Source organism: Pseudomonas sp. PDM31 (genome assembly GCF_019218965.1).
In the GTDB taxonomy this organism is placed as follows: domain Bacteria; phylum Pseudomonadota; class Gammaproteobacteria; order Pseudomonadales; family Pseudomonadaceae; genus Aquipseudomonas.
Window position 1 is genome coordinate 1 of record NZ_JAHUWS010000018.1, and the last position, 23870, is coordinate 23870.

Genomic DNA, 23870 nt, shown 5'->3' on the forward strand with positions numbered 1-23870 from the left:
GCCCGCGGCGCTCTCTGGTTTTTCGCGAGCGTGCTCGCTCCTACAATTGACCGTGTTGGACTGTAGGAGCGAGCACGCTCGCGATGGACGTGAACGATGACGCGGGTTTCCTGAATGCCCGCGGCGCCCTCTGGTTTTTCGCGAGCGTGCTCGCTCCTACAATTGGCCGTGTTGGACTGTAGGAGCGAGCATGCTCCGGGCGGCGTTCCGACGATGGACGTGAACGATGACGCGGGCATCCTGAATGCCCGCGGCGCTCTCTGGTTTTTCGCGAGCATGCTCGCTCCTACAGGGGGGCGGTCAGGCACAAATCGCCGGAGCGTCGCTCCCACAGGGATGATGTTTGTTCATATGTTTTTGTGGCGCTTGCGCACCAGCTTCATCACCACCACAAAAAACACCGGCACAAACACCACCGCCAGGGTCGCACTGATCATCCCGCCAATCACCCCGGTGCCAATGGCTTGCTGACTCGCCGAGCTGGCGCCGGTGGCGATCGCCAATGGCACCACACCGAGGATGAACGCCAGGGAGGTCATGACAATCGGCCGCAAGCGCAGGCGCGCCGCTTGCAGGGTCGCATCGATCAGGTCGTGGCCATCGTCATACAGGCTCTTGGCGAACTCGATGATCAGGATCGCGTTCTTCGCCGACAGGCCGATGATGGTGATCAGCCCGACCTTGAAGAACACATCGTTGGGCATCCCGCGCAGGGTCACGGCCAGTACCGCGCCGAGAACACCCAGCGGCACCACCAGCAGCACCGAAGTCGGGATCGACCAGCTCTCGTACAACGCCGCCAGGCACAGGAACACGATCAGCAATGACAACCCAAGCAGGATCGGCGCCTGGCTGCCGGACAAACGTTCCTGCAGCGACAGGCCGGTCCACTCCTGGCCCAGTCCCGCCGGCCCCTGCGCCACCAGGCGCTCGACCTCGGCCATGGCTTCGCCGGTGCTGTGGCCGAGTGTGGGCTCACCAGAAATGGCAATCGCCGGGTAGCCGTTGTAGCGGGTCAGCTGCGCCGGACCCAAGGTCCATTTGGCCTGGACGAACGCCGACAGCGGCACCATGTTGCCGTTGTTATTGCGCACATGCATTTTCAGCAGATCCGCCACCTGACTGCGCTGGTCGCCCTCGGCCTGCACGACCACCCGTTGCATCCGGCCCTGATTGGGGAAGTCGTTGATATAGGCCGAGCCGACGGCCGTGGACAGCACGTTGCCGATGTCGGCAAAGGACACGCCCAAGGCGTTGGCCTGCTTGCGGTCGACGATCAGATGCACCTGCGGCGCTTCGGCCAGGGCGCTTTCGCGCACGTTCATCAGGATCGGGCTTTTTTCGGCGGCCGCCAGAAATTCCGTGCGCGCCTGCATCAGCGCATCGTGACCGAGACCGCCGCGGTCTTGCAGGCGGAACTCGAAACCGCTGGACGTGCCCAGGCCATCTACCGGGGGCGGCAGCACGGCGAACGACACCGCGTCCTTGATCTGGCTGAGGGCAATGTTGGCCCGGTCGGCAATCGAGGCGGCCGAATCGTCGCTGCCGCGCTCGGACCAGTCTTTCAAGGTGGTGAACGCCAGCGCCGCGTTCTGGCCGCTGCCGGAGAAGCTGAAACCGAGGATCACCGTACTGTCGCCGACGCCCGGTTCAGTGGCGTTGTGCGCTTCGATTTGTTCTACCACCTGCACCGTGCGGTTTTTGCTCGCGCCGGGCGGCAACTGAATGTCGGTGATGGTGTAGCCCTGGTCTTCCACCGGCAGGAACGAGGAGGGCAGGCGACTGAAGCAGATAACCAGTCCCGCCAACAGCACGCCATAGATCAACAGGTAGCGCCCGGTGCGTTTCAACGCATAGGCGACCCAGCCCTGATAGCGCTCGGTCAGTCGCTCGAAACGACGGTTGAACCAGCCGAAGAACCCGGTCCGTTCGTGGTGTTCACCTTTGGCGATCGGCTTGAGTAGCGTGGCGCACAGCGCTGGGGTCAAGGTCAGGGCGAGGAAGGCCGAGAACAGGATCGAGGTGGCCATCGACAGGGAGAACTGCTGGTAGATCACCCCGACCGAGCCCGGCATGAACGCCATCGGAATGAACACCGCCACCAGCACCAGGGTGATGCCGATGATCGCCCCGGTGATCTGGGTCATGGCTTTGCGCGTCGCTTCCTTGGGCGACAGGCCCTCTGTGGCCATGATGCGTTCGACGTTCTCCACCACCACAATCGCGTCGTCGACCAGAATGCCGATGGCCAGCACCATGCCGAACATGGTCAGCACGTTGATCGAGAAACCCAGGGCGAGCATGGTCGCAAAAGTGCCCATCAACGCCACCGGCACCACCAGGGTCGGGATCAAGGTATAGCGGATGTTTTGCAGGAACAGGAACATCACCGCGAACACCAGCAACATCGCCTCGCCGAGGGTGTAGACCACTTTGGTGATCGAGACTTTCACGAAGGGCGAGGTGTCGTACGGAATCTTGTACTCGACGTTCACCGGAAAGTAGCGCGCCAGCTCATCCATCTTCGCCCGCACCAGGGTAGCGGTGTTCAGGGCGTTGGCGCCGGGTGCCAATTGCACGCCGACGGCGGTCGACGGTTTGCCATTGAGCCGAGTGGAAAACTGGTAGTCCTGGCTGCCGATCTCGACCCGTGCCACATCACCGATGCGCACTGTGGAGCCGTCGGGACTGGCTTTGAGCACGATGTCGGCGAACTCTTCGGGCGTCGACAGCTGTCCCTTGACCAGCACGGTAGCGGTGATTTCCTGGGTGCTGCGGGTTGGCAAGTCGCCCATGCTGCCGGCCGCTACCTGGGCGTTTTGCGCCACGATGGCGGCGTTGACGTCGGCCGGGGTCAGGTTGAAGCCGATCAGTTTTTGCGGGTCGATCCACACCCGCATGGCCCGTTCGGAACCGTACAACTGAGCCTTGCCGACGCCGTCCAGACGCTTGATTTCGTTCATCACGTTGCGCGCCAGGTAATCGCTGAGCGCCACGTCGTCGAGCTTGCCGTCACTGGAGGTCAGGGTGATCAGCAATAGAAACCCGGACGAGACTTTCTCCACCTGCAAGCCTTGCTGGATGACCGCTTGCGGCAGGCGCGACTCCACGGCCTTGAGGCGGTTCTGCACATCCACCTGGGCCAGTTCCGGGTTGGTGCCCGGTTTAAAGGTGGCCTTGATGGTGGCGCTGCCGAGGCTGCTCTGGGATTCGAAATACAACAGATGATCGGCGCCGTTGAGCTCTTCCTCGATCAGGCTGACCACGCTCTCGTCCACCGTTTGCGCCGAGGCGCCCGGGTACACGGCATAGATTTCGATCTGCGGTGGTGCGACATCGGGGTATTGCGCCACCGGCAATTGTGGAATGGCCAATGCACCGGCCAGCAGGATGAACAGGGCCACCACCCAGGCGAACACCGGGCGGTCGATAAAGAACTGCGGCATAAACAAGCGTCCTGCTTACTGACCAGAAACCTGGGCAAGGGGAAGAGGGGTGTCGTCGATCTGCACTTTCTCGCCGGGGCGTGCGTGTTGCAGGCCTTCGATGACGATGCGGTCACCCGGCTTGAGGCCGCCGGTGACGATCCAGCGATTGTTCTGCACGGCGCCTAGTTCAACCGGCTGCAGGCCGACCCGTTGTTCGTCGTCCAGCAGCAGCACCTGGGCGACACCGGCGCTGTCGCGCTGGATGGCCCGCTGCGGCACGCTGATGCCTTGCTGGTTGACCGCCTGCTCCAGGCGCACACGCACGAAACTGCCGGGCAGCAGGTCGAGATCCGGGTTGGGAAACTCGCTGCGCAGGATGATCTGGCCGGTGCCCGGGTCGACACTGATATCGCTGAACAGCAACTTGCCCGGCAGCGGATAGAGGCTGCCGTCGTCCTGGATCAACGTGGCCTTGAGCTGAGCCTGGCCAACCTGCTGCAACTGGCCGGAACGGAACGCGCGGCGCAGTTCGTTGAGCTCGCGGGTTGATTGGGTCAGGTCGGCGTGAATGGGATTGAGTTGCTGGATCAGCGCCAGCGGCGTGCTTTCGTTCTGACCTACCAGCGCGCCTTCGGTGACCAGGGCGCGACCGATGCGCCCGGAAATCGGTGCGGTGACGGTGGCGTAGCCCAGGTTGAGTTTCGCCCGCTCCACGGCGGCTTTGCTGGCGGCGACGTCGGCGGCGGTTTGGCGCACGGTGGCCCGGGCGTTGTCGTAATCCTGGCCGCTGATGGCTTTGTCATCGATCAACTGGGCATAGCGTTGTTCCTGCAAGCTGGCCTGATAGGCATTGGCCTCGGCTTTGCGCAGCACCGCTTCGGCGCTTTGCAAATCTGCTTTGAATGGCGCCGGGTCGATACGGAACAGCACATCACCTTGTTTCACGTCACTGCCTTCGCGGAAGGCCCGCTGCAAGACCACGCCGGCCACCCGTGCGCGCACTTCGGCAATGCGCGGCGCGGCTATCCGCCCGCTCAGTTCGGTGCTGATGGTCAATGGCCGGGCTTCGATGGTTTCGATGCGCACGGTGGCCAGTGGCGCCTGTTCTTCGGCGTTCGAGGACTTGTCACACGCGGCCAGCGGCAACACCAGTGCAATCAGACCGAGCCTGGCAAGCAGATTTTTCGACATTTCATACCCCAATAAAGACCCCAGCATGCTACCGGGCGTCGGCGAGAGTAGCGGTGAAGCATTGTTGGTGCTGTGTGAAATTGTGTAAGGGTTTTACTCAGGTGTGGGCGGGGGCGTATATCCTGCACTTCTTGAATTCAATTGTGACTGTGAGGCCGCCTTCGCGGGCAAGCCCGCTCCCACAGTGGATATGTGGCGTTCACACAATCCCTGTGGGAGCGGGCTTGCCCGCGAAGGGGCCGGTACAGGCACCCCCGCACCTTTTGGAACACCCCATGCCCAACATCCTCCTGGTCGAAGACGACGCCGCCCTCGCCGAACTGATTGCCAGCTACCTGGAACGCAACGGTTATTCCGTCAGCGTGATCGGCCGTGGCGACCCTGTGCGCGAACGTGCCCGACTCACCCCGCCGGACCTGGTGATCCTCGATCTGATGCTGCCCGGCCTCGACGGCCTGCAAGTCTGCCGCCTGCTGCGCGCCGACTCGGCGACGCTGCCGATCCTGATGCTCACCGCCCGGGACGACAGTCACGATCAAGTGCTGGGCCTGGAAATGGGCGCCGACGACTACGTCACCAAACCCTGCGAGCCGCGGGTATTGCTGGCCCGGGTGCGGACCCTGTTGCGCCGCAGCAGCCTCAGCGAACCGCAGACCGTCAACGACCGTCTCCTGATCGGCAACCTGTGTATCGATCTGTCCGAGCGTACCGTGACCTGGCGTGAGCAACTGGTGGAACTGTCCAGCGGTGAATACAACCTGTTGGTGGTACTGGCCCGGCATGCCGGCGAAGTGTTGAGCCGTGACCAGATTCTGCAACGCCTGCGCGGCATCGAATTCAATGGCACTGACCGTTCGGTGGACGTAGCGATCTCCAAGCTGCGACGCAAATTCGACGACCATGCCGGCGAAGCTCGCAAGATCAAGACCGTGTGGGGGCGGGGCTACCTGTTCAGCCGATCCGAGTGGGAATGTTGAGCCGATGTTCAGAATCCTCTTTCGCCTGTACCTGGTGACGATCGTCTCGTTCAGCGCCGCGATTTACCTGGTACCGGACATTGTGGTCAGGGTGTTCCAGGAGCGCTTTGTCACCTACAACCTCGATTATTCCCGTGGTTTGCAAACCCTGATCGTCAAACAGTTTCACGGGGTTCCCGCAGAACAATGGCCAGCCCTGGCAGCGCAAATGGACGCGGAATTCCAGCCGCTGCACATCGTGCTCAGCCGCAATGACGACGCCGGTTTGACCGCCGACGAGCGCCAGCGCCTGCAGCGCGGCGAGAACGTCGTACGTGTCGGCGACTGGGGCTGGCGCACCCTGGCGGTGGCGCCGCTCAACGACACCACTGTGGTGCAAATGGTGGTGCCGCCAGACCCGATGGACGTCAACCTGTTGTACTGGAGCATCAACGTGCTGATTGGCGCGACCATGCTCGCCTGCCTGTTGCTGTGGTTGCGTCCGCACTGGCGCGACCTGGAACGACTCAAAAGCACCGCCGAGCGCTTCGGCAAGGGCCACTTGAGCGAGCGCACGCAGATCTCTCCAAACTCCAGTATTGGTAGCCTGGCTGCGGTTTTCGATACCATGGCCGGCGACATCGAAAACCTGCTCAATCAGCAGCGCGACCTGCTCAATGCGGTGTCCCATGAATTGCGCACGCCCTTGACCCGGCTGGATTTCGGCCTGGCGCTGGCGCTGTCCGACGATATGCCGGCCGCCAGCCGTAAGCGCCTGCAAGGCCTGGTCGCGCACATCCGCGAACTCGACGAGTTGGTGCTGGAGTTGTTGTCCTACAGCCGCCTGCAAAATCCGGTGCGCCTGCCCGAGCAGGTCGAGGTGTCGCTGGACGAATTCATCGACAGCATCCTGGGCAGCGTCGACGAAGAATTGCAATCGCCGCAAATCGTCATCGACGTGTTGCTGCACGGCCAGCTGGAGCGCTTCAGCCTCGACCCGCGCCTGACGGCCCGGGCCCTGCAGAACCTGCTGCGCAATGCCATGCGCTACTGCGAGAAGCGCATTCAGATCGGCGTACAGGTCAATGCCGAGGGCTGCGAGATCTGGGTCGACGACGACGGCATCGGTATTCCCGACGACGAACGCGAACGGATTTTCGAGCCGTTCTATCGGCTCGATCGCAGTCGGGATCGGGCCACTGGCGGGTTTGGTCTGGGGTTGGCGATCAGTCGCCGGGCGCTGGAAACCCAGGGCGGAACGCTGACGGTGGAAGCCTCGCCCTTGGGAGGGGCGAGGTTTCGGTTGTGGTTGCCGATGCCGGGGTGAGTGTGGGTCTACTTCTTACGAATTCTTACGAAACGGGATTGGTCCTCGAATATCCTCACGTGCTGCCACGACGGTGTTGTGGCCTGGTAGGCTGGAAAGAGTATTTGTTGAGTTTGGTGCTGGTGCTGGAGGGGCTGATGGCGTGAAGTTGCCTGCAGATGTTTGTGCTTTGCTGGGTAGAGGGTTTGTAGGTGCTGTAGGTGTAGTTGTAACTGCTGTAGTTGTAGTTGTAGTTGTAGTTGTAGTTGTAGGTGTAGGTGTAGGTGTAGCTGTAGCTGCTGTAGCTGTAGAACGGCTGGTGACAGGAGGTCTTACAGGGATTGGTGCACTGCTGGCACCTGTACTATTTGCAGATCGTCCACCCATCGGTTGCAACGGGATGGAGTTGCGACGAATCGGTCGAGGCCCCCTCCCAATATACCTTCCTAGCGATCCTGCAGCAGATATTGTACCCACCGTGAGATAAATGGCTGCTACGGCAGCGAAGGTTTTAGAAACGAACTTATCTTCAATGAAATAGGCAGCTACACCATGAGCTGCACCGCCGGCGAACATAATCATTGAATAAAAAGACAAAAACGTCATATGCCCTGTCGGATCACTTCGATTCACCGGATTCCCCTTGCAGTACGCATACGCATTCAACCCACCCTCCCCAAACGGACTCCAGCTGTCCGGGCTGTTGAAGCGCTTCAACAAAGGGTTGTACTGCCGATAACCTTGACCGAGGGGATAATGCCCGGTCACCGGGTCTGGTCGCTCACCATTGAAAGCGAGCAGGCTGCGTAATCCTTTTTCCGCGGGGTGATGGCCGTAGGCGGCATAGGCAACAGGATGGGATTGAGCGGTATCCAGCGCATTGATTACCGAACGTTGCGGGTCGGTAGCCAGCAGGGTGGTGTCGGTGCTGGTACCCTCACGCTGCGCTTGGGCCAGCAGATGGTCGTCGTGCTGGATGATGCTGCGCTGCACGGCACCTTGAATTTCACTGGCCAGGCGGCTGTTGCAGTAGAAGCGCCGGATAGCGGATTGCGCGGCAGTTGTGCTGTCGACCAGACGGTCCAGCGCATCATACCGGTGGTGACACAATAGGGAATGCTGAGTAGAGGGAGGCATTGCTAGAGCTCCAAGTGGATTTTCGGATAACCGATTTCAAGCGTCCTCCCTTTTCTTGATCTTGCCCACTATCAGAACTGCTAGGGTCCGCGCGGAAACAGCCGTACGTCCACGCTTGAGGCATGGTTGTCTGACCGTTGGGCAAACACTCGCTCATTTGTCTCACTACCGGAAAACCAACTCGGCAAGACGGCGAGCGTCGAAAAATGTCCGTTGCATCTGTCAGGTCTGACAGTAGCCAGGAGCAAAGATTGAGCGTTTCATTAGCGCTGGCCTTCACTGGCTTCAGGGCTGTCAGAATGTGACGGCGATGCAGGAGCATGGACATGGATGCGCCCCTTACAAAAACAACCGGGCTGGGCACCATCGACGCGATCAGACCCGTCAGGGTCGAGGCAACGTCGACTCTCTACGCCATGGTCATCCCCGATGACGGTGGTGGTTCGCGGCTGGCGATCCGCATCGGGCCCAAGACGATGGCCAAAGGCAGTGAAGCTTTTGTGGTTGGCGACAAGGTGAGATTTACCTTGCTGGCAGGTGAGTTTCCCAAGGCCCGGGACCTGATGAAACTTCAAGATTAAAGTGGGGAGCGTTGTCAGGCGCTGAGGCGGCTGCGCAACAGTTGCGCCATTTCCGTCAGATCCGACGTCGGGTTACGTCCAATCAACATCCAGGCATGTTCCATATCGGCCCAATACACGATATTGAGCCCGCGTCGCTGCTCTTCGGTGGGGGCCTGTCTGCCGCTGTTAGAGCGGATGATGCACAACGCCATGGGGCCATGGACCGGGTCCAGATAAGTGATCTGGGCAATGGGTACGCCGTCGTATTCAAGAATTTGCGCGCGCTTGAATTCGGCGCCTGGCAGAAGCAGTTTGGCCGGCGCGAGATCGAGGCCCAGGCGTGCATCGAGGATTCTCAGTTGTGCGTGCCGGGCGGTTTCGTCGACAGGTAGATGGGCCAGGGTCTGCGGCACGTAAAGTGCCATGTAGTCGGCCACCAGTTCTCGCCAGTTGTCTTTCTCCCGGGTCAGTTGCCACCCCAGGAACAAGCGATCGGCCAGCACACCACTGACCACCAGCCCGGCGGCTGCGGCGAGGAACCAGCGGCGGCTGTACGCGGGACGGGCAGGGGGCGGCAAGGTGTCGAGCATCGCTTGCAGGCGTGCCACCGGGGCCTGACGCGCCAGTTCATCGTAGGCGTCCTTGAACGGCAGGCTACTGCGATCGAGCCATTGCAGGCGCAAGCTCAACATCGGGTCGGCGGCGATGGCCGAGTCAATGCGCTCGCGCTGTTCGGTGTCGAGCTGGTTGTCCAGGTAGGCCACCAGTTGCTCGTCCGAGGGTGTCGCGTTCATCGACGTTCTCCGTTGGTGGGGTTGCGCACCGCGTGTAGCGGCGGATATTCGGCCAGCTTCGTCCGGGCGGTGGCCAGGCGACTCATGACCGTGCCAATCGGCACTTGCAGCACTTCGGCGACTTCGCGGTAGGACAGGCCTTCGACGTAGGCCAGGAATACCGTTTCGCGCTGGGCTTCGGGCAGCGCATCGACGCGGCGGATCACCTGCGCGGCGAGCACATGGGTTTGCGCCGCGTATTCGCCATCGAACGACAATGCCTCATCAGCGTCGACCGTGCCCTGGCCAAGTCGCACCCGCCGGGCGCGGACTTCATTGAGCCAGATCGAATGCAGAATGCTCAGCAGCCAGCGGTCCATGCGCGTGCCCGACACGAACTGCCCGGCCCGTTCCAGTGCGCGCACGCAGGTCGCCTGCACCAGGTCATCGGCAACATGCCGTTGCCGGGACAGCAGCAGGCCGTAGCGCCACAAACGCCCCAAGTGCTGATTGAGTTCTGCTCGTATGGCCTGATCGCTGGCGATGTAGACCTCCGTCCGCTCGGGGAGTCAGGTTTTCGATGAATCGTTGATGGCTTCGGCCAGGTCCTGGTATTCCTCACAACGGGTATCGCCGCAGATGGCTTTGATCTGCTGCAACTGTTCCTGCGCCAGGTCCAGGCGGCCTTTGATGACATAAGCCTCACCGAGGTATTCGCGCACTTGCGCGTACTGCGGGTCGAGCTTGACCGATTGCAGGTAGTAGCCGATGCCCTCGTCGGTACGCCCCAGTTTACGCGTAGCGTAGCCGCGATAGTTGAGGGCTTTGGCAGTGTTCGGGTTCTTCAGGGTGTCGAGCAGGGCCAGGGCTTCTTCGTAGCGACCGTCTTTGGCCAGTTGCCAGGCATAGTGGGTGCGGTCTTCATCCGGCACCAGGCTGCTGGTTTGCCTGACGCATTTCTGTGCCCGGGAGTCGAAGACCTGGCCTTTGGGGCAGTTGGGTCTGGCCGGTGCCTCGTCGTCTTCACCGCCACCACCATTGGCCAGCGCCAGGGAGCCGGACAAGGCGACGGCCAGGAACAGCGAGGTAGCCAATGCAGCGAAACGGAAGTTCATGGGCAAAGCTCCACAGGTGAATACGTTTCAGATCGGGTCGCGCCCCGGCAACATGCAGCGCAAGATTGAGACATCAAGCAGGCTGGAAAAGTGAAAGACCATGGCCCAGCGTAGATCTTCATCGGTCATGAAAGATGAACACCGCACAATGGATAATTATTCATTCGTTCTGGTGTTGTTTTAAGGAAAGTTCACATCGCAGCGTTACACCATTATCAGCGTTCAGCAGCGTCATTGCCGGTGATGCCCTCTTCGCGAGCAAGCCCGCTCCCACATTGGATCTTCAGTAGCCACAGATTTTGTGTCTTGCGTAAATCCCCTGTGGGGGCAGGCTTGCTCGCGAAGGGGCCGGGAGTCGCTGCAAAGCTGTTGAGTGTGCCGGGTAATCAACCCAACAAGCGCACCGGCGAGCCCGCCGCCCAGGCCTGGATATCCTCGATCATCTGCGAGAAGAACAACTGATAGTTCTGCTGGCTGACATAGCCGATATGCGGCGTGGCCAGCACGTTGTCCAGGGTGCGGAACGGGTGATTCGCGGGCAAGGGCTCATGCTCGAAGACATCCAGCGCCGCGCCGGCCAGCCGCTGTTTTTGCAGGGCCTTGATCAGCGCCGCCTCATCGACAATCGGCCCGCGAGCGGTGTTCACCAGCAGCGCCGTGGGTTTCATCCAGCCCAGGGCCTGAGCATCGACCAGACCCCGGCTGCGCTCGCTGAGTACCAGATGCACCGACAGTACGTCGGCCTGTTCGAACAGTTCCTGCTTGCTGACGCAGGTTACGCCGACCTGCGCCGCGCGTTCTGCCGTGAGGTTTTCGCTCCAGGCGATCACCCGCATGCCGAACACCTGACCGAATTGCGCAACACGTTGGCCAATACTGCCAAGACCGAGTATCGCCAGGGTCTTGCCGTGCAGGTCGCCACCCAGTCCTTGCTGCCAGCGGCCGGCGCGCAAGGCATTGGCTTCGACCAACAGATTGCGAGTTGCCGCCATGATCAGGGCCCAGGTCAATTCCGGCGCGGCATGTTTGTAGCTGTCGCTGCCACTGACCTCAATACCCAGTGCAGCAGCAGACTTGAGGTCGAGGGCGGCGTTGCGCATGCCGCCGGTCACCAGCAACTTGAGCTTGGGCAGACGTCGCAACAGGTCTTCATCGAAACGGGTGCGCTCACGCATCACGCAGATCACTTCAAACTCCCCGAGGCGCCGGGCCAGGCTTTCGTTGTCGACAGGGTAGTCGTGGAGAAAGCTCACCTGGCCGATGGCGTCCAGCACTGACCAGTCCACCACTCCCCGGGCCACATCCTGCCAATCATCCAGCACGGCAATCTGCACAGTCATCAGCGTTACCTCACTCCGGCACGGGGTTGGTTTTGCTCAGCCAGGCCAGCAAGGCCTGATGGAACTGCTCCGGCTCTTCCATCTGCGGCGCATGGCCCATGCCGGGGAACTCGACCAGGGTCGACTGCGGAATCAGTTTGGCCACTTGTTTGCCGAGCACGTCGTAATGCCCCAGCTTCGCCTTGACTTCTGGCGAGGCAATGTCGCTGCCGATGGCGGTAGTGTCGGAGGTGCCGATCAACAACAGGGTCGGCATTTTCAGGTTGGGGAATTCGTAGTACACCGGTTGAGTGAAAATCATGTCGTAGATCAACGCCGAATTCCACGCCACTTGCGTATGCCCCGGGCCTTTGTTCAGGCCGGCGAGCATGTCCACCCAGCGATCGAATTCCGGCTTCCAGCGGCCACCATAATAGGTGTTGCGTTCATAAGTGCGGATGCCGTCGGCGCTGAGCTTGAGTTCGCGCTCGTACCATTGATCCACGGTGCGGTAGGGCACACCGAGGGCTTTCCAGTCTTCGAGGCCAATGGGGTTGACCAGGGCCAGTTGCTCGACCTGTTCGGGAAACAGCAGAGCATAGCGGGTGGCGAGCATGCCACCGGTGGAATGCCCCAACAGGGTTGCTTTCTGGATGCCCAGGGCCTTGAGCAATTGCTGGGTGTTGTTCGCCAGTTGCTGGAAGCTGTATTGGTAGTGCTGCGGTTTGCTGGAGGTGCAGAAGCCGATCTGGTCCGGAGCGATGACCCGGTAGCCGGCATCGCTCAGGGCTTTGATCGAACTGTCCCAGGTGGCGCCGCAGAAATTCTTGCCGTGCATCAATACCACGCTGCGACCATTGGCCTTGCCGTGGGCCGCGACGTCCATGTAGCCCATCTGCAAAGACTGGCCCTGGGATTCAAGGGCGAAATGCTTGAGCGTGTAGGGGTACTCGAAACCTTGCAGTTCGGGGCCATATTCCGGCCCTTCGGCATGGGCGACGACGGGCAACGCAGCGCTCAGAAAGAGCCCGGGCAACCAGCGGGAAAAGAAAAGCGACATGGGTGAACTCCATAGAACGTCCGCCGATTCTGGATCGGCACGATTAGGGCGACATTAATCACAGGCAATCGCCAACCCTATTGGTTCAACCCATCCAGCCCAGCGTTGCCAGGGCCAGTACCCCATAGCGGGCGCCTTTGGCTACTGTCACGATCAACAGAAAACGCCCCAACGGCTCGCGCATCACCCCGGCCACCAGGGTCAGCGGGTCGCCGATGATCGGCAGCCAGCTCAGCAGCAACGACCAGTGGCCGTAGCGCTGATAATGAGTCCGCGCCTTTTCCAGATGTGCCGGGCTGACCGGGAACCAGCGGCGCTCGCGAAACCGTTCGATGCCGCGCCCCAGCCACCAGTTAAGCAGCGAACCCAGGACGTTGCCCAATGTCGCCACGCTCAGCAATGCCCAGAGCCAGTAGTGATCGCTGAGCAACAACCCCACCAGCAGTGCTTCGGACTGCAACGGCAACAGCGTCGCCGCACCGAACGCGGCGAAGAACAGCCCGATGTATGCCCCCGACATCAATGGGCGGGGTAGTCCGCTATCACCGTGTCAGTGCCGTCCTTTTTCAGGCCGATAACCTGATAGGCATCGCTTTTGCCGTCCATTTCCATGCCGGGCGAACCCATGGGCATGCCGGGAGCGGCGACACCCAGCAGATCATCGCGCTTGCTCAATGCCTTGACCTGATCGGCCGGCACATGACCCTCGACGAACTTGCCGTTGATCAATGCGGTGTGGCAGGACGACAGACGCGGCGGCACACCGTGCTGTTGCTTGAATTCGCTCATGTTGGTTTCGACGTGGTCCTGGACCTTGAAGCCATTGTCTTGCAGGTGGGTGATCCACTTTTTGCAGCAGCCACAATTGGCGTCGCGGTGCACTTCGATCGGAATCAGGTCGGCGGCCTGGGCCAGGGAGGAGATGAACAGGGCGCTCAGGGCGATCAGACGCAGGTGGGTTCGCATGGGAAGTGTCTCGTTGTGGCGGGCAAAAAAATGCATTCTGACCCGTTTTTCCGGTCAGGCATCGCAGGATTGTTTCGAATTGATACAAAGGCAGCGGCATTGATTATCGTAGATCAACGCTGTCAGCTGGATGAGGGGAAGATTACAAATCTGACAGCGGGGCTCTGACAGATTATCGATGCGGTAAAGCCAAAACGTGCCATCGGCTGTAACATGAGCGCCTTTTACAGCGCCCGTCCCGGGATAACGGCAGGCGCCGGGGCTGTGTGGTGAGGGAGCTTGTGTGGCGAGGGGGCCTGCCTGTGGCGAGGGGGCTTGCCTGTGGCGAGAGGGCTTGCCTGTGGCGAGAGGGCTTGCCTGTGGCGAGGGGGCTTGCCCCCGTTGGACTGCGCAGCAGTCCCATTTTTTTGGGGGGCCGCTTCGCAGCCCAGCGGGGGCAAGCCCCCTTGCCACAAAAGCACCTTATCCACTCAAACCCCATAGCTACTCAAACCCCATAGCTACTCAGGCCCCTAGCCAAATCAATGGCATGCCTGCAACACAGACCCGAACCATTTTCCAGCTTTTCAGGAACCCGCAATGACTCAGTCGCAACGTTTGAAATACTCGATTCTGATCTCCCTGGTGGTACTGGCGATCATGTTTGGCCTTTCCTGGTTGCAGAACACCGGCGTCATCAGCGAGAAACTGTTCCAGTACATCGCCATCGGCGTGGCGGTTATCGTGGTGGTCATCAATGGCATGATGCGCCGCAAGGTCAAGCCCTGAGCAGGGCCGGGCCTGATCAGTCCCGGTGCAGAATGGCGGAAGCCTGTGGATGCAGGCTGTAGCTCTTGTCCGGATTGAGGACAATCACGCCCTCACTGCACAGGCGCTTGAGCACTTCACGCACGCTTAAAAAGGACAGGGGAATATCCAGGTCCAGCAAGTGGCTGTGAACACCGCGCACGCCCAGGCTGCGGTCGCTTTCGGCGGCGCTGAGCAGGGCATCGATGACTTTCAGGCGAATCAGGCTGGTGCGCAGGCCAAAGCTCTTGAGCAGGCTTCGGATCCGCTCGTTGCCGTGGCGCTCGATACGCGGCTCGTATACGCCGACTTCCATGGAAGTACCCTTTGGCGCGTTGCTACCGTCCGTTGGCAGTTGCGAGTTGTACATTGCAAAACTCCTTTTTGAGAGCCAGGTCGGAAAAACGGGCGCTTGAATAGCTCTTGAATAAGTAGACGTATGAACGGCACCAATCATGAAGGCTCAAATGTAGAAATTTTGTAATCATTGCGTGATCAGTCTGTAAGCCGCTGCGCAAATGCGACTTTCAAACTGAGTTTTAGTCGTTGATTTCGTTCCTGAAGGGAAGCTCAGCGCGCAGTGTCGGTCGCCTTTTCGCAGACTTTTGCGGCATCGAGTTGATCACCAGATTGCCGTCCTGGTTGCGTGTCAGGTAGATCGGCAGCCGCCTGGGCAAGGACTTCACCAGGCCATTGATCTCTTTGATGTTGTAGATGCTACCGATATGGATCGATCCGCGGCTTATGTCCGCGCCAGCAAGAGTTTATCCAGATAGCGATTGATGGGCTCATCCTGATTCCCGGCATTCGAACCGTGACGGAAGTTGTCGAGAACATCCGTCACGGCAATTGCCCATCTACTCAGGCATCTATTCAGATTCAGGGTGTACTGACGTGCAACTGGCGTCCCAACTGGGTGATTAACCAGGTGACGCTGTCGGCGTTACCGAGCTGCACGGCCATCCGAATCAGGGGCTCGGCTGCGAAACGTGTGCGTGCTTCGCTCAGACTCGGTTTGCCGGTCAGTTTCAGAACCCGTTCCTTGGCTTCGTCGGTGTCCTCATAAGTGGTACTTCCCAAGTCCTCCCATTGGCCCAGGTCGGCGTTGTAGACCGCGAACAGTTCATTGAGGGGAGTGTGGCTCGACAGCGCTTTGCGTTGCAGATCGGACAGTGCCTTCTTTAAGTTTTTGGCCCGTTGTGGGGACGTTTCGATCAAGTCGTGAAAAGGCCTGCCAGAGTCGAGGTAAGCAATATCCGCGGTTTGGCAGGCAATGTGGGAAAGCTCATGGATAAGGGTGGCCGCCCGGGAGTGAGCCCTGATGGGAAAGGCGGCGTCCGTCATGTAGTTGCGGTAGTAGTCGAAGTTGGGGTGAAAGAATCGTTCCGTCAGATAGATGATCCGCTGCGGGTCCTTAGGCACGACAAATGCGTAGGTGTGATCTTCATCCGCGAGGACGCGGCCGACGGCAAATCGTTTCGACTTCGGCTTTCTGAGCGAGGGGTCGAGCAGGGCGGCAAACACATCACCGACGACTTTTTCCAGCGCGGTCACATGCGCAGGCAGCACGGCCGGTACATCAAGAAAGTCCATGATGAGCCGGTGAACCGGTGTCACCGTGTTCCCGGAAGTATTGAGCAATTGCAGATTGCGAAAGGCATTCCACGCATAGCTGGTCGCCAGGTCGAGGCCTTCATCGATCAAGCGCGCCTTGACTGGAAACAACCGGCGAATTTGCGGCATACCCTTGGCCTGGATGTTCATGCCCTCCCAGGCGGAGTAGGCTGAACTCCAACGGTTGATGATGCCCAGGCTTGGGATTTTTTCCAGGTCGAGGACCCATTGCTTCGATACATTCTGGCGCACGTAGGGCCCCAGGGGTTTCTTGCCGGCAATCCGCCAGCGCTCACCGTTTTTCTCCAGTGAATACACTTTGCCTTCAACGGGGGCATAGTTCTTTTTGTCGGTTGAATCGGTGTAAAGCCCGAGGCTCGTGTCCAGCATCAGGGAACCGAGATCAACCCCGGTGGATTCAAAACGCTGCAACTGCGTGCGTCCTGGCGCGGTGACGGCGATGTCCTTGTAGTTGAATCGCTTCTCTGGCGTTTTTATCTTGTCCTTTGCATCTTCTGCCTTTGTCTCTGTGTCGTCTTGCGCATCAGGCTCGCTCACCGCCGACGCCGGGGTTTGTTGTGCCTCCAGCGATTGGCGCAAGCTGGCGAGCTGCCCGACTCCGCTGATGAACTCCCTGATTGCGGCGCTCCACCGGTGGGTCTGCAAGTCTTCGGCGGACTGTTTGAACTCACGGAAACTCTGCCATACGGTGATCGGGTAGCGCAGTTTGCCGGTGAAAAACGATGTGGCCAGGTCGAGATCCTCGCCCAGCACCTGTTTGACGGTTTCCCATTGCTCCCGGGAATTGTTTTCGGACTGCAAGCCAAGGAACCGACTGATCAACCCGAGGTTGTCCTTGAGCAACCGCTGGAACAGGTTCGCCTTGACGGGAGTCGACGCCAGGCTGATGCCACCGGTTTGACCGGAGGTGGCGGCCAGCTTTTCCTTGCACAGTTCGCGCACCTGCGCCGGCACGCTGTTGAGCACCCAGTCGCGCAGTGCGCCATGGGTTTTCAGTTCGGTAATCAGTGCAGCTTCATTTTCGTACTCCCGGAGACTGTGCCTGGCGCTATAAGGCGCGAGCAGCACCTGTGGACCGGTCGCCTCGTCTTTGTCGCCGACCAGATAGACGCCTGGCACCGAAATAGTCTGCTGCTCCCTGATGCCTTTGAGCTCCAGCGGCCGAATTATCGCACTCGCCCCCTCGACGGCCGCTCGGGCAATGGCATCGGGCATGTCCATGACCTGCTTGATCAGGTCGAAACCGGTTTCACTCAGGCGTTCCTGGAGCTTTTCTGTGTGGGCGAAGTGCATCAGTTGCCATGGAAGTTGCGCGGCAAAGCGATTGCGTCGTTCGGTTGCGTCCGCGTTTGTCGTGGCAAACGCTGTGTCGAGGATGGCCTGCTGGTGCTGACCGAGCTTCAGATTGCGGATCAGGGTCTTGATGTAGTTTGCGTCCATCGCCTCAGGGATCTTTTTACCCTCATCCAGCGAGACGAGGGTGAAGCGCGCGGCGTCCAGTTCCTGGAGATGGTCCAGGGCAAAGTTCGTGAGGGTTTGCGCCTTTGCTGTCGAGGCCCCGCGTGCGCTGATCTGCAGTTCGATTTTGTCCGGGTCGAGGTCGAAGGTGTCAGCCTTGAGTTGTTTGTGCAGTTCATGATGCGCTGTGCGAGCCAGCGAGCGAACACCGCTGAGGTAGTCCTGGTCTTTGTCGACGTTACGCAGGTATTGCTCCAGCAACTCGGCATGCAGGATCTGGTCTTGAATCGACGCCTTGGCCAGCCAGGGCGGAGTGTTTTGCTGGGTGATCAGCGATTGGGCGATGTCTGTCGCGCGGCGCAGTCCGGTCTGGGGTTCGCGCAGCGCCACCAGTTTCAGCAAATCGGTGCGGGTTGCGACCGCTGATCGGGTGTCGGTGGCCAGTGCCTTGGTGACGCTGACCCGGTCCAGTTGCACAAAGGGCTTTTGCACATGCTCGAAAAGATGGTCGACCACCCGTTGCAGGGGGGCCAGGGTGTAGGACCGGCCCGGCAATCGCTCGCTGCGGCCGAGGTTTTCCAATAGTGTGAGGCGCTTATCGTGATCCTTCAGGCGTCCTTCGAGTTCGGCCAGCAAAGGAGCCAGGGAAGGGAAGGCTTCGAACCCCAAAGCCGGCGTCCACAGGATGGCTTTGCCCGAATGCTCCCGGTCCAGCCCGCCACGTTCGGTCAGCACGAAACAGCTGGCCAGTGGCAACGGCTCATCGGGGTTGCCGGTTTGCAGCGCCAGGGAAAAGGCATCAGGCAGAAAACCGTTGAGGGCAGCGCGCTGCAGTTTCTGCGGTGTCTGCAGCACAGTGCGGATGATTGCCTGCTCCGGCGCACTCAATGTACGCGCCACGGTTCGCAATTGCAGTTCGCTTTTCAACGCTGTGGCAAACAGATTGGCAAAGTCCGCTTGTAACGTTTTCAAGGATGAGTCGACATTTGCCGCTGCCTCGTCGACAGAGCTTGCAGTCGTGGCGACGGGAGGATGGCTTTCAAGGCGTGTTTCAAGGGCTTGCTCGAGCGTTGCAAGCGTGGCCAATTGCTGTTTCGCTGACTCTGCCCGCACGGTGGCCGGTTGCGCGGTCCAGCGCAGATCGGTTTGCGTGCTCCAGCGCCCGCCAGCGTCCGTGCTCAGCAATCGCTGATCGATCATTGCGCGCACATCCAGAGCCTTGTCGATCAACGCATGCGGGTCAAGTGTGCCTTCGCTTTCGCGATAGCGGTTCAAGGCGTAGGTGAGGTTGCTCAGTTGCCTGTCGAGAATGCCCGTCATCAACCGTTCGAATACCGGGGTGGTGACAGGTTCTCCGATAATCATGCGGTCGTCTAAAGGTGTGAGTTCGATAAAGGTATTGCGCTCCTGAAGTGAGAGGAAGTTGAGCAGGTTGTCTTCATGTCCATCACTTATCATCATTTGCAACACGGTTTTTCGAATGCTGGACAGGTCGCTCGTGACTTCGATGCCTCTGCCTGGGCTGTACAGATAACCGAGGGAGTCGGCTTTACCGATCATCAAGGTGCAGGCCAACTCCACGTAATGTTTAAAGGGCGCGGTGACCCGTACCTTCTCAACGCGCACAGGGCTGGTCGTTGCCGACTCGAGGCCGACCGCGATCAGTTGCAGATAGCCCTCAGCCGTCAAAACGCCTTGCTGGCGTTTCAGCAACAGGTCGAGGTAGTAGGCGTCACGCAGGCATTGGGAGAAAAACGCCTGGCGGGAAGGCCCGTTGTTGATCGAGGTGTTCCAGTAGGTTTCGATCAGGCTTTGCAAGCGCGGCGTGAAGCTCTGCACGATTTGCTGCAGCGTGCTTTCCCAGGTTTTATTGTCGGCCTCGCTGCTGGTGCCATGGAGGGGGTTGGAAAATGTCCTGGTATCGCCAGACGGCCAGTGGTTGTTGTGCAAATACAGCTGGAGCAGGGCGTCGCTCAGTGGCACGGAAGAGGTTTTTTTTCGGGTGACCTTGTCATCGGAAGCGGTTGTCGAAGTGGTCACAGTGTCCATTCGGGTATGACGTTGATCCAGTGCCGCGAATGGCTTGTGGAGCGCGATTTTCAGGGTTTCGTCGAGCATCCACAGCAGTGACGGTGCCTCGACCAGTTCGGCCATCATGGCCGTGAGGTTAGCGGCTCTATTGCGCTCAAGGATATGTTCCTGACGCTGAAATACCGCGGCGTCGATGTCCTGGGTGGAAATGCCCGGTGCGCTGCCTGCCAGTACCCGGGTACGCTGTGCTACAGACAGAAAACGCAGCAGTTCGCGCTTGCCGGTGTCCTGTTCGAGCCATTCTTTGAGCTTGCTCTTTAAATCATCCATGTCGGCGAATTTGATCAGGCCTTTCCAGGGCGTGTAGAGCACCGCTTCACCGTTGGCCGGGCGGCTCATGGCAAAGGCACCGGCCATGGGAATGGCGGGTTTGTCGGCAAGGTCCAGCAGCAGTTCATGGACCTGCATGGGATTTTTTGCGGCGGTACGGGCTGCTTTGTCAGGTAGATAAACAGCCTTCAACCAGTTCAGGTCATCCAGCGTGAATTTCAACGCGTTTTCCCGGTCGCCGGGCTGGTTGGCCGTGGAAGCGCGCTCCGCTTCCTCAAAAAAATAGGGAGTCGATGACTCAGGCATGGTGTTTCCTCGAAAGAGAGCGATAGAGGTTTGATCGCAGGTCGTTGGGTCGAGGGAAGACAATAGGGCGGACGGACTGGTCAGGGTGCGGTACATATTGCTGGGCGCGATAACGCGAGAGGCTTGACAGAAAGCCGGTAGGGAAGCGCTTAATCGGCGGGTCGCCCGTCTCTAATAATAAAACTGGAGCTTCAAATGACCGCTTCGCCTGAAATGGCAGTCAGTTCGGCCAAACAAACCCTCGATTTCGACTCACTGGTGGTACTGCTCGAACAGATTTTCGTGCGACATGGCACCTCTGCCGAAGTCGCCAGGACCCTGGCGCTCAACTGTGCCGGTGCCGAACGTGACGGTGCGCACAGCCACGGTGTATTCCGGATTCCGGGGTACGTCTCCACGCTGCAAAGCGGCTGGGTCGACGGTCAGGCCGTCCCGGTGGTCGAAGATGTGGCTTCGGGGTTTGTCCGGGTTGACGCCGGTAACGGGTTTGCTCAGCCCGCCCTTGCCGCCGCGCGCGAGTTGTTGGTGGAAAAAGCCAGAAGCGCCGGCATTGCGGTGCTGGCAATCCGTAATTCACACCATTTCGCCGCGTTGTGGCCGGATGTCGAACCCTTCGCCTATGAAGGCCTGGTGGCCCTGAGTGTGGTCAACAGCATGACCTGCGTGGTGCCCCACGGCGCTGACAGGCCATTGTTCGGTACCAACCCGATAGCCTTCGCTGCCCCGCGTGCCGAGGGTGAGCCGATTGTCTTCGACCTCGCGACCAGTGCCATTGCCCATGGCGATGTGCAAATTGCTGCGCGCAAGGGCGAGCACTTGCCCGAAGGCATGGGCGTGGACAGCCTGGGCCAGCCAACGCAAGAACCCAAGGCGATACTTGAAGGCGGAGCGCTGCTGCCGTTCGGTGGGCACAAGGGTTCGGCGCTGTCGATGATGGTGGAATTGCTGGCGGCGGCGCTGACCGGGGGTAACTTTTCCTTCGAGTTCGACTGGAAGAATCATCCGGGCGCCAAGACACCGTGGACCGGTCAGTTACTGATCGTGATCGACCCGAGCAAGGCGGCCGGCCAAGGCTTCGCCGAACGCAGCAAGGAACTGGTGCGACAGATGCATGGGGTTGGCTTGAAGCGCTTGCCGGGGGATCGGCGTCATCAGCAACGCGCCCAATCCCAGGCCTGCGGCATCACTCTCGATGCTCAGACGCTGGCTAATCTGCACGAGCTGGCAGGGCGCTGACATACGAGAAACACCCCGCCCCCTGCAGGAGCGAGCATGCTCGCGAAAAACCGGAGAGCGCCGCGGGCATTCAGGATGCCCGCGTTATCGTTCGAGTCCATCGCGAGCGTGCTCGCTCCTACAAGGATTTGTGGGGTTTGGGTGATGAGTGTCTGGCCGCCCCCCTGTAGGCGCGAGCATGCTCGCGAAAAACCCGAGGGCGCCGCGGGCATTCAGGAGGCTCGCGTTATCGTTCGAGTCCATCGCGAGCATGCTCGCTCCTACAAGGATGTGTGGGGTTTGGGTGTAGGAGCGAGCATGCTCGCGAAAAACCGGAGAGCGCCGCGGGCATTCAGGATGCCCGCGTTATCGTTGACGTCCATCGCGAGCGTGCTCGCTCCTACAAGAGGGGGGAGTTGTGTTCAACGCCGACCGAGCAGCAACCCCACCACCAGGCCGAAGCCGGCGGAAATGGCCACGGTTTGCCATGGATGGCCGCCGATATAGCTTTCAGTGGCTTCGAATGCAGGCTGGGTGCGGTCGCGAACGCTGCTGACCGAATCTCTGGCTTGCTGCAGTTTCAGGGCAATTTGCCCGCGCAGGGTTTCCGCTTCCTCTCCAACCAGTGACGCACTGCTTTTAAGCAGCTTTTCCGACTCTTCGATCAGCGTCTGCAGCTCGCTGAAGGCTTGATCCTTGATTTGATCTTCGGCGGCTTGCATGGCGGTTTTACGGGCCATTGAAGTACTCCTTGCAGTTAATGGACAGTGAACAATGGAGTCTGCCGCCGTCGAAAAAGTTGCAGCATTTTTACCTGCCAGGGCAATCAGGCTGAAAAACCGGCGCAGGACAATTCCTCCTACAGTGTAAGATGTCGCCTATTTTACGCAGCAGGAAATTCCCATGAGCTTCAATCTGGCCGACAAACCCCTTGCCGAGCGCGCAGCGCTTGAAGACGAGAAATCCCGTCTGTTCGAACTCTGGCAAAACAACCTGGGCAAAGCCAAGGGCGAGGCCGCACGGTTGTTCGGTGAGCGGGCCAAGCGCAAAGGCAAGTGGGCTGAGTGGGTGCGCTCTGAACTGGACGGCATGTCACCGCCTGAGTACGCCAACATGGTGCGCAGCGAAGTCAATCGCCTGATGGCCGCCAAATAACCCTCAATCAAGCAGCTACATGCCCTGCGTCGTATGACATAGCCGAGGTTTCACAAAAAACGGTAGGAGCCGGCTTGCTGGCGAAGCGGTCTTGAGCGTTGCGTTGCCGGTTCCTGCGTCATCTCTGGTTAGGTCAGTTCCAGTAGATCGTCGTCTGAGAAAATCGTGACAATGGCCTGCCTGACTTTCAACACCAGCGGATCGAGCCCGGTGCTGGTCCGCCAGCCCAGTTCGATCGGGTAGCGCGGCAAGGCCAGCGGGCAGGGCAGCAGGGTCAAACCGCTGAGTGCGGCGATGCTGCGGGCAGCGTGGCCCGGAATGGTCGCCACGGCCTGGCTGCCCTTGAGCAGATACGGCAGCGCGGCAAAATGCGTGGTCGAGGCGCATACCCGTCGACTCAGGCCCACGGCGGCCAGGCCTTCGTCGGTAATCCCGATAAAACCGCCCGATGACACCAGAATGTGTTCGCGGGCGACAAATTCTTCAAGGCTGATGTGCTGCTGGCCTTCGATCAAGCTCGTCGGGTCCACCAGACACCAGTAATCGCCTTCACCCAATACCTGTCGGCTAAGCAGGCGCTCGGCAAAACCACCAGCGGTGATCGCCAGGTCGATGCTGCGCTCCATCAGGGCCTGGGCGACGATCTGGCTGTGGGTCTGACGAAAAATCAGGCGCAGCTTCGGCGCGCAGCGGGCGATTTCTTCGATCAGCCGACGGCCGTAGGCAATTTCAAAATCATCCGACATACCCACGGTGACCGAGCGGCCCTCGTAATGGTGTGCAGCCGGGTCGACCATTGCCAGGCTTTGCCGGCACTTGTCCAGCGCATCACTGACCACCGGTTTCAGTTGATTGGCCCTGAGGGACGGCGCCAGCCCGCGCCCGGTGCGCACGAACAATTGATCACCGTACACCTGGCGTAGCCGGCGCAGTGCCGCGCTCACCGCCGACTGCGTAACGCCAAGGCGCAAGGCGGCACGGCTGGCACTGGATTCTTCGTGCAGCGCCTCGAAGACTTTCAGCAGGTTCAGGTCGACGTCGGTGATATTCATATGGCTCATATCATTCAGCAGTGATTCGGTCTTTATTCATGATCGCGGCGCGCCGCAGAATGAGCAACACCTGACGCCAATGGAGTTA

General features: G+C 60.0%; 20 protein-coding genes and 1 pseudogene. 6 read left to right on the top strand and 15 right to left on the bottom strand.

The annotated features are described in order from the left end of the window. Nucleotides 1–347: 347 nt before the first annotated feature. On the bottom strand, nucleotides 348–3446 hold the full coding sequence (locus KW839_RS26015; protein ID WP_218425879.1) for an efflux RND transporter permease subunit: 3099 nt from the start codon (nucleotides 3444–3446) through the stop codon (nucleotides 348–350). Nucleotides 3447–3461: 15 nt separating this feature from the next. After that, nucleotides 3462–4619, bottom strand: a complete 1158-nt coding sequence (locus KW839_RS26020) for an efflux RND transporter periplasmic adaptor subunit (protein WP_218425880.1) — start codon at nucleotides 4617–4619, stop codon at nucleotides 3462–3464. Between the two features lie 275 nt (nucleotides 4620–4894). Here KW839_RS26020 and KW839_RS26025 point away from each other — a divergent pair, with 275 nt between their 5' ends. Together KW839_RS26025 and KW839_RS26030 are read left to right on the top strand one after the other, a co-directional pair. Next, nucleotides 4895–5596 carry a response regulator transcription factor gene (locus KW839_RS26025; protein ID WP_060542901.1) on the top strand — a complete coding sequence of 234 codons (702 nt, stop codon included), beginning with the start codon at nucleotides 4895–4897 and terminating at the stop codon, nucleotides 5594–5596. Between the two features lie 4 nt (nucleotides 5597–5600). Next, nucleotides 5601–6902, top strand: a complete 1302-nt coding sequence (locus tag KW839_RS26030; RefSeq protein ID WP_218425881.1) for an ATP-binding protein — start codon at nucleotides 5601–5603, stop codon at nucleotides 6900–6902. Between the two features lie 15 nt (nucleotides 6903–6917). Here KW839_RS26030 and KW839_RS26035 read toward each other — a convergent pair whose 3' ends face one another. Further along, nucleotides 6918–8018: an RHS repeat-associated core domain-containing protein gene (locus KW839_RS26035; protein WP_218425882.1), complete on the bottom strand. Its 1101-nt coding sequence runs from the start codon at nucleotides 8016–8018 to the stop codon at nucleotides 6918–6920. Nucleotides 8019–8344: 326 nt separating this feature from the next. Between KW839_RS26035 and KW839_RS26040 the strand changes: the two genes are divergently transcribed. Next, nucleotides 8345–8599, top strand: a complete 255-nt coding sequence (locus tag KW839_RS26040) for a hypothetical protein (RefSeq protein WP_060542904.1) — start codon at nucleotides 8345–8347, stop codon at nucleotides 8597–8599. 14 nt (nucleotides 8600–8613) lie between these two features. On the opposite strand, the gene KW839_RS26045 is transcribed toward KW839_RS26040, so the two are convergent. The 7 genes from KW839_RS26045 to KW839_RS26075 all read right to left on the bottom strand — a co-directional run bounded on the left by KW839_RS26045 (nucleotide 8614) and on the right by KW839_RS26075 (nucleotide 13814). Further along, the gene (locus tag KW839_RS26045) at nucleotides 8614–9375 is read right to left on the bottom strand and encodes an anti-sigma factor (protein WP_218425883.1); all 762 of its coding nucleotides are present in this window, start codon (nucleotides 9373–9375) and stop codon (nucleotides 8614–8616) included. Then, on the bottom strand, nucleotides 9372–9857 hold the full coding sequence (locus tag KW839_RS26050) for an RNA polymerase sigma factor (RefSeq protein ID WP_256352849.1): 486 nt from the start codon (nucleotides 9855–9857) through the stop codon (nucleotides 9372–9374). The genes KW839_RS26045 and KW839_RS26050 overlap by 4 nt, the downstream gene beginning before the upstream one ends. 66 nt (nucleotides 9858–9923) lie before the next feature. Beyond that, nucleotides 9924–10469: a tetratricopeptide repeat protein gene (locus KW839_RS26055; RefSeq protein ID WP_218425884.1), complete on the bottom strand. Its 546-nt coding sequence runs from the start codon at nucleotides 10467–10469 to the stop codon at nucleotides 9924–9926. Nucleotides 10470–10855: 386 nt separating this feature from the next. Next, nucleotides 10856–11809, bottom strand: coding sequence for a D-2-hydroxyacid dehydrogenase family protein (locus KW839_RS26060; RefSeq protein WP_218425885.1), 954 nt, complete (start codon nucleotides 11807–11809; stop codon nucleotides 10856–10858). A 10-nt stretch (nucleotides 11810–11819) separates the two neighbouring features. After that, nucleotides 11820–12848, bottom strand: coding sequence for an alpha/beta fold hydrolase (locus KW839_RS26065; protein ID WP_060542909.1), 1029 nt, complete (start codon nucleotides 12846–12848; stop codon nucleotides 11820–11822). A gap of 85 nt (nucleotides 12849–12933) precedes the next feature. Then, nucleotides 12934–13368, bottom strand: a complete 435-nt coding sequence (locus tag KW839_RS26070) for a YqaA family protein (RefSeq protein ID WP_218425886.1) — start codon at nucleotides 13366–13368, stop codon at nucleotides 12934–12936. Then, a complete protein-coding gene (locus KW839_RS26075) occupies nucleotides 13368–13814 on the bottom strand; it encodes a DUF411 domain-containing protein (protein ID WP_218425887.1) in 447 nt (148 codons plus the stop codon). The genes KW839_RS26070 and KW839_RS26075 overlap by 1 nt, the downstream gene beginning before the upstream one ends. A gap of 579 nt (nucleotides 13815–14393) precedes the next feature. Here KW839_RS26075 and KW839_RS26080 point away from each other — a divergent pair. Next, nucleotides 14394–14582 (top strand): hypothetical protein, encoded by a 189-nt coding sequence (locus tag KW839_RS26080; RefSeq protein WP_060542912.1) that lies wholly within the window; start codon nucleotides 14394–14396, stop codon nucleotides 14580–14582. Between the two features lie 16 nt (nucleotides 14583–14598). On the opposite strand, the gene KW839_RS26085 is transcribed toward KW839_RS26080, so the two are convergent. From KW839_RS26085 to KW839_RS26090, 3 genes and pseudogenes are all read right to left on the bottom strand, one after another. Continuing rightward, entirely contained in the window at nucleotides 14599–14970 is a 372-nt protein-coding gene (locus KW839_RS26085; protein WP_218425888.1) for a fe2+ zn2+ uptake regulation protein, read from the bottom strand. A gap of 169 nt (nucleotides 14971–15139) precedes the next feature. Next, nucleotides 15140–15384: pseudogene (locus KW839_RS27810) on the bottom strand (hypothetical protein); the annotation flags it as partial. Nucleotides 15385–15479: 95 nt separating this feature from the next. After that, nucleotides 15480–20360, bottom strand: coding sequence for a dermonecrotic toxin domain-containing protein (locus KW839_RS26090; RefSeq protein WP_218425889.1), 4881 nt, complete (start codon nucleotides 20358–20360; stop codon nucleotides 15480–15482). 195 nt (nucleotides 20361–20555) lie between these two features. Between KW839_RS26090 and KW839_RS26095 the strand changes: the two genes are divergently transcribed. Beyond that, on the top strand, nucleotides 20556–21596 hold the full coding sequence (locus KW839_RS26095) for an Ldh family oxidoreductase (RefSeq protein ID WP_218425890.1): 1041 nt from the start codon (nucleotides 20556–20558) through the stop codon (nucleotides 21594–21596). A 401-nt stretch (nucleotides 21597–21997) separates the two neighbouring features. Here KW839_RS26095 and KW839_RS26100 read toward each other — a convergent pair whose 3' ends face one another. Beyond that, entirely contained in the window at nucleotides 21998–22315 is a 318-nt protein-coding gene (locus KW839_RS26100; RefSeq protein WP_060542916.1) for a YqjD family protein, read from the bottom strand. A gap of 163 nt (nucleotides 22316–22478) precedes the next feature. Between KW839_RS26100 and KW839_RS26105 the strand changes: the two genes are divergently transcribed. Continuing rightward, a complete protein-coding gene (locus tag KW839_RS26105; protein ID WP_060542917.1) occupies nucleotides 22479–22730 on the top strand; it encodes a hypothetical protein in 252 nt (83 codons plus the stop codon). Between the two features lie 128 nt (nucleotides 22731–22858). Here the strand turns inward: KW839_RS26105 and KW839_RS26110 are convergent, their stop codons facing one another. Then, nucleotides 22859–23791, bottom strand: coding sequence for a LysR family transcriptional regulator (locus KW839_RS26110; RefSeq protein ID WP_218425891.1), 933 nt, complete (start codon nucleotides 23789–23791; stop codon nucleotides 22859–22861). Nucleotides 23792–23870 lie beyond the last annotated feature (79 nt).

Bases quoted from the DNA above. Each gene is read 5' to 3' on its own strand.
- KW839_RS26015 (WP_218425879.1), bottom strand. From the start codon at position 3,446: ATGCCGCAGTTCTTTATCGACCGCCCGGTGTTCGCCTGGGTGGTGGCC.
- KW839_RS26020 (WP_218425880.1), bottom strand. From the start codon at position 4,619: ATGTCGAAAAATCTGCTTGCCAGGCTCGGTCTGATTGCACTGGTGTTG.
- KW839_RS26025 (WP_060542901.1), top strand. From the start codon at position 4,895: ATGCCCAACATCCTCCTGGTCGAAGACGACGCCGCCCTCGCCGAACTG.
- KW839_RS26030 (WP_218425881.1), top strand. From the start codon at position 5,601: ATGTTCAGAATCCTCTTTCGCCTGTACCTGGTGACGATCGTCTCGTTC.
- KW839_RS26035 (WP_218425882.1), bottom strand. From the start codon at position 8,018: ATGCCTCCCTCTACTCAGCATTCCCTATTGTGTCACCACCGGTATGAT.
- KW839_RS26040 (WP_060542904.1), top strand. From the start codon at position 8,345: ATGGATGCGCCCCTTACAAAAACAACCGGGCTGGGCACCATCGACGCG.
- KW839_RS26045 (WP_218425883.1), bottom strand. From the start codon at position 9,375: ATGAACGCGACACCCTCGGACGAGCAACTGGTGGCCTACCTGGACAAC.
- KW839_RS26055 (WP_218425884.1), bottom strand. From the start codon at position 10,469: ATGAACTTCCGTTTCGCTGCATTGGCTACCTCGCTGTTCCTGGCCGTC.
- KW839_RS26060 (WP_218425885.1), bottom strand. From the start codon at position 11,809: ATGACTGTGCAGATTGCCGTGCTGGATGATTGGCAGGATGTGGCCCGG.
- KW839_RS26065 (WP_060542909.1), bottom strand. From the start codon at position 12,848: ATGTCGCTTTTCTTTTCCCGCTGGTTGCCCGGGCTCTTTCTGAGCGCT.
- KW839_RS26070 (WP_218425886.1), bottom strand. From the start codon at position 13,368: ATGTCGGGGGCATACATCGGGCTGTTCTTCGCCGCGTTCGGTGCGGCG.
- KW839_RS26075 (WP_218425887.1), bottom strand. From the start codon at position 13,814: ATGCGAACCCACCTGCGTCTGATCGCCCTGAGCGCCCTGTTCATCTCC.
- KW839_RS26080 (WP_060542912.1), top strand. From the start codon at position 14,394: ATGACTCAGTCGCAACGTTTGAAATACTCGATTCTGATCTCCCTGGTG.
- KW839_RS26085 (WP_218425888.1), bottom strand. From the start codon at position 14,970: ATGTACAACTCGCAACTGCCAACGGACGGTAGCAACGCGCCAAAGGGT.
- KW839_RS26090 (WP_218425889.1), bottom strand. From the start codon at position 20,360: ATGCCTGAGTCATCGACTCCCTATTTTTTTGAGGAAGCGGAGCGCGCT.
- KW839_RS26095 (WP_218425890.1), top strand. From the start codon at position 20,556: ATGACCGCTTCGCCTGAAATGGCAGTCAGTTCGGCCAAACAAACCCTC.
- KW839_RS26100 (WP_060542916.1), bottom strand. From the start codon at position 22,315: ATGGCCCGTAAAACCGCCATGCAAGCCGCCGAAGATCAAATCAAGGAT.
- KW839_RS26105 (WP_060542917.1), top strand. From the start codon at position 22,479: ATGAGCTTCAATCTGGCCGACAAACCCCTTGCCGAGCGCGCAGCGCTT.
- KW839_RS26110 (WP_218425891.1), bottom strand. From the start codon at position 23,791: ATGAGCCATATGAATATCACCGACGTCGACCTGAACCTGCTGAAAGTC.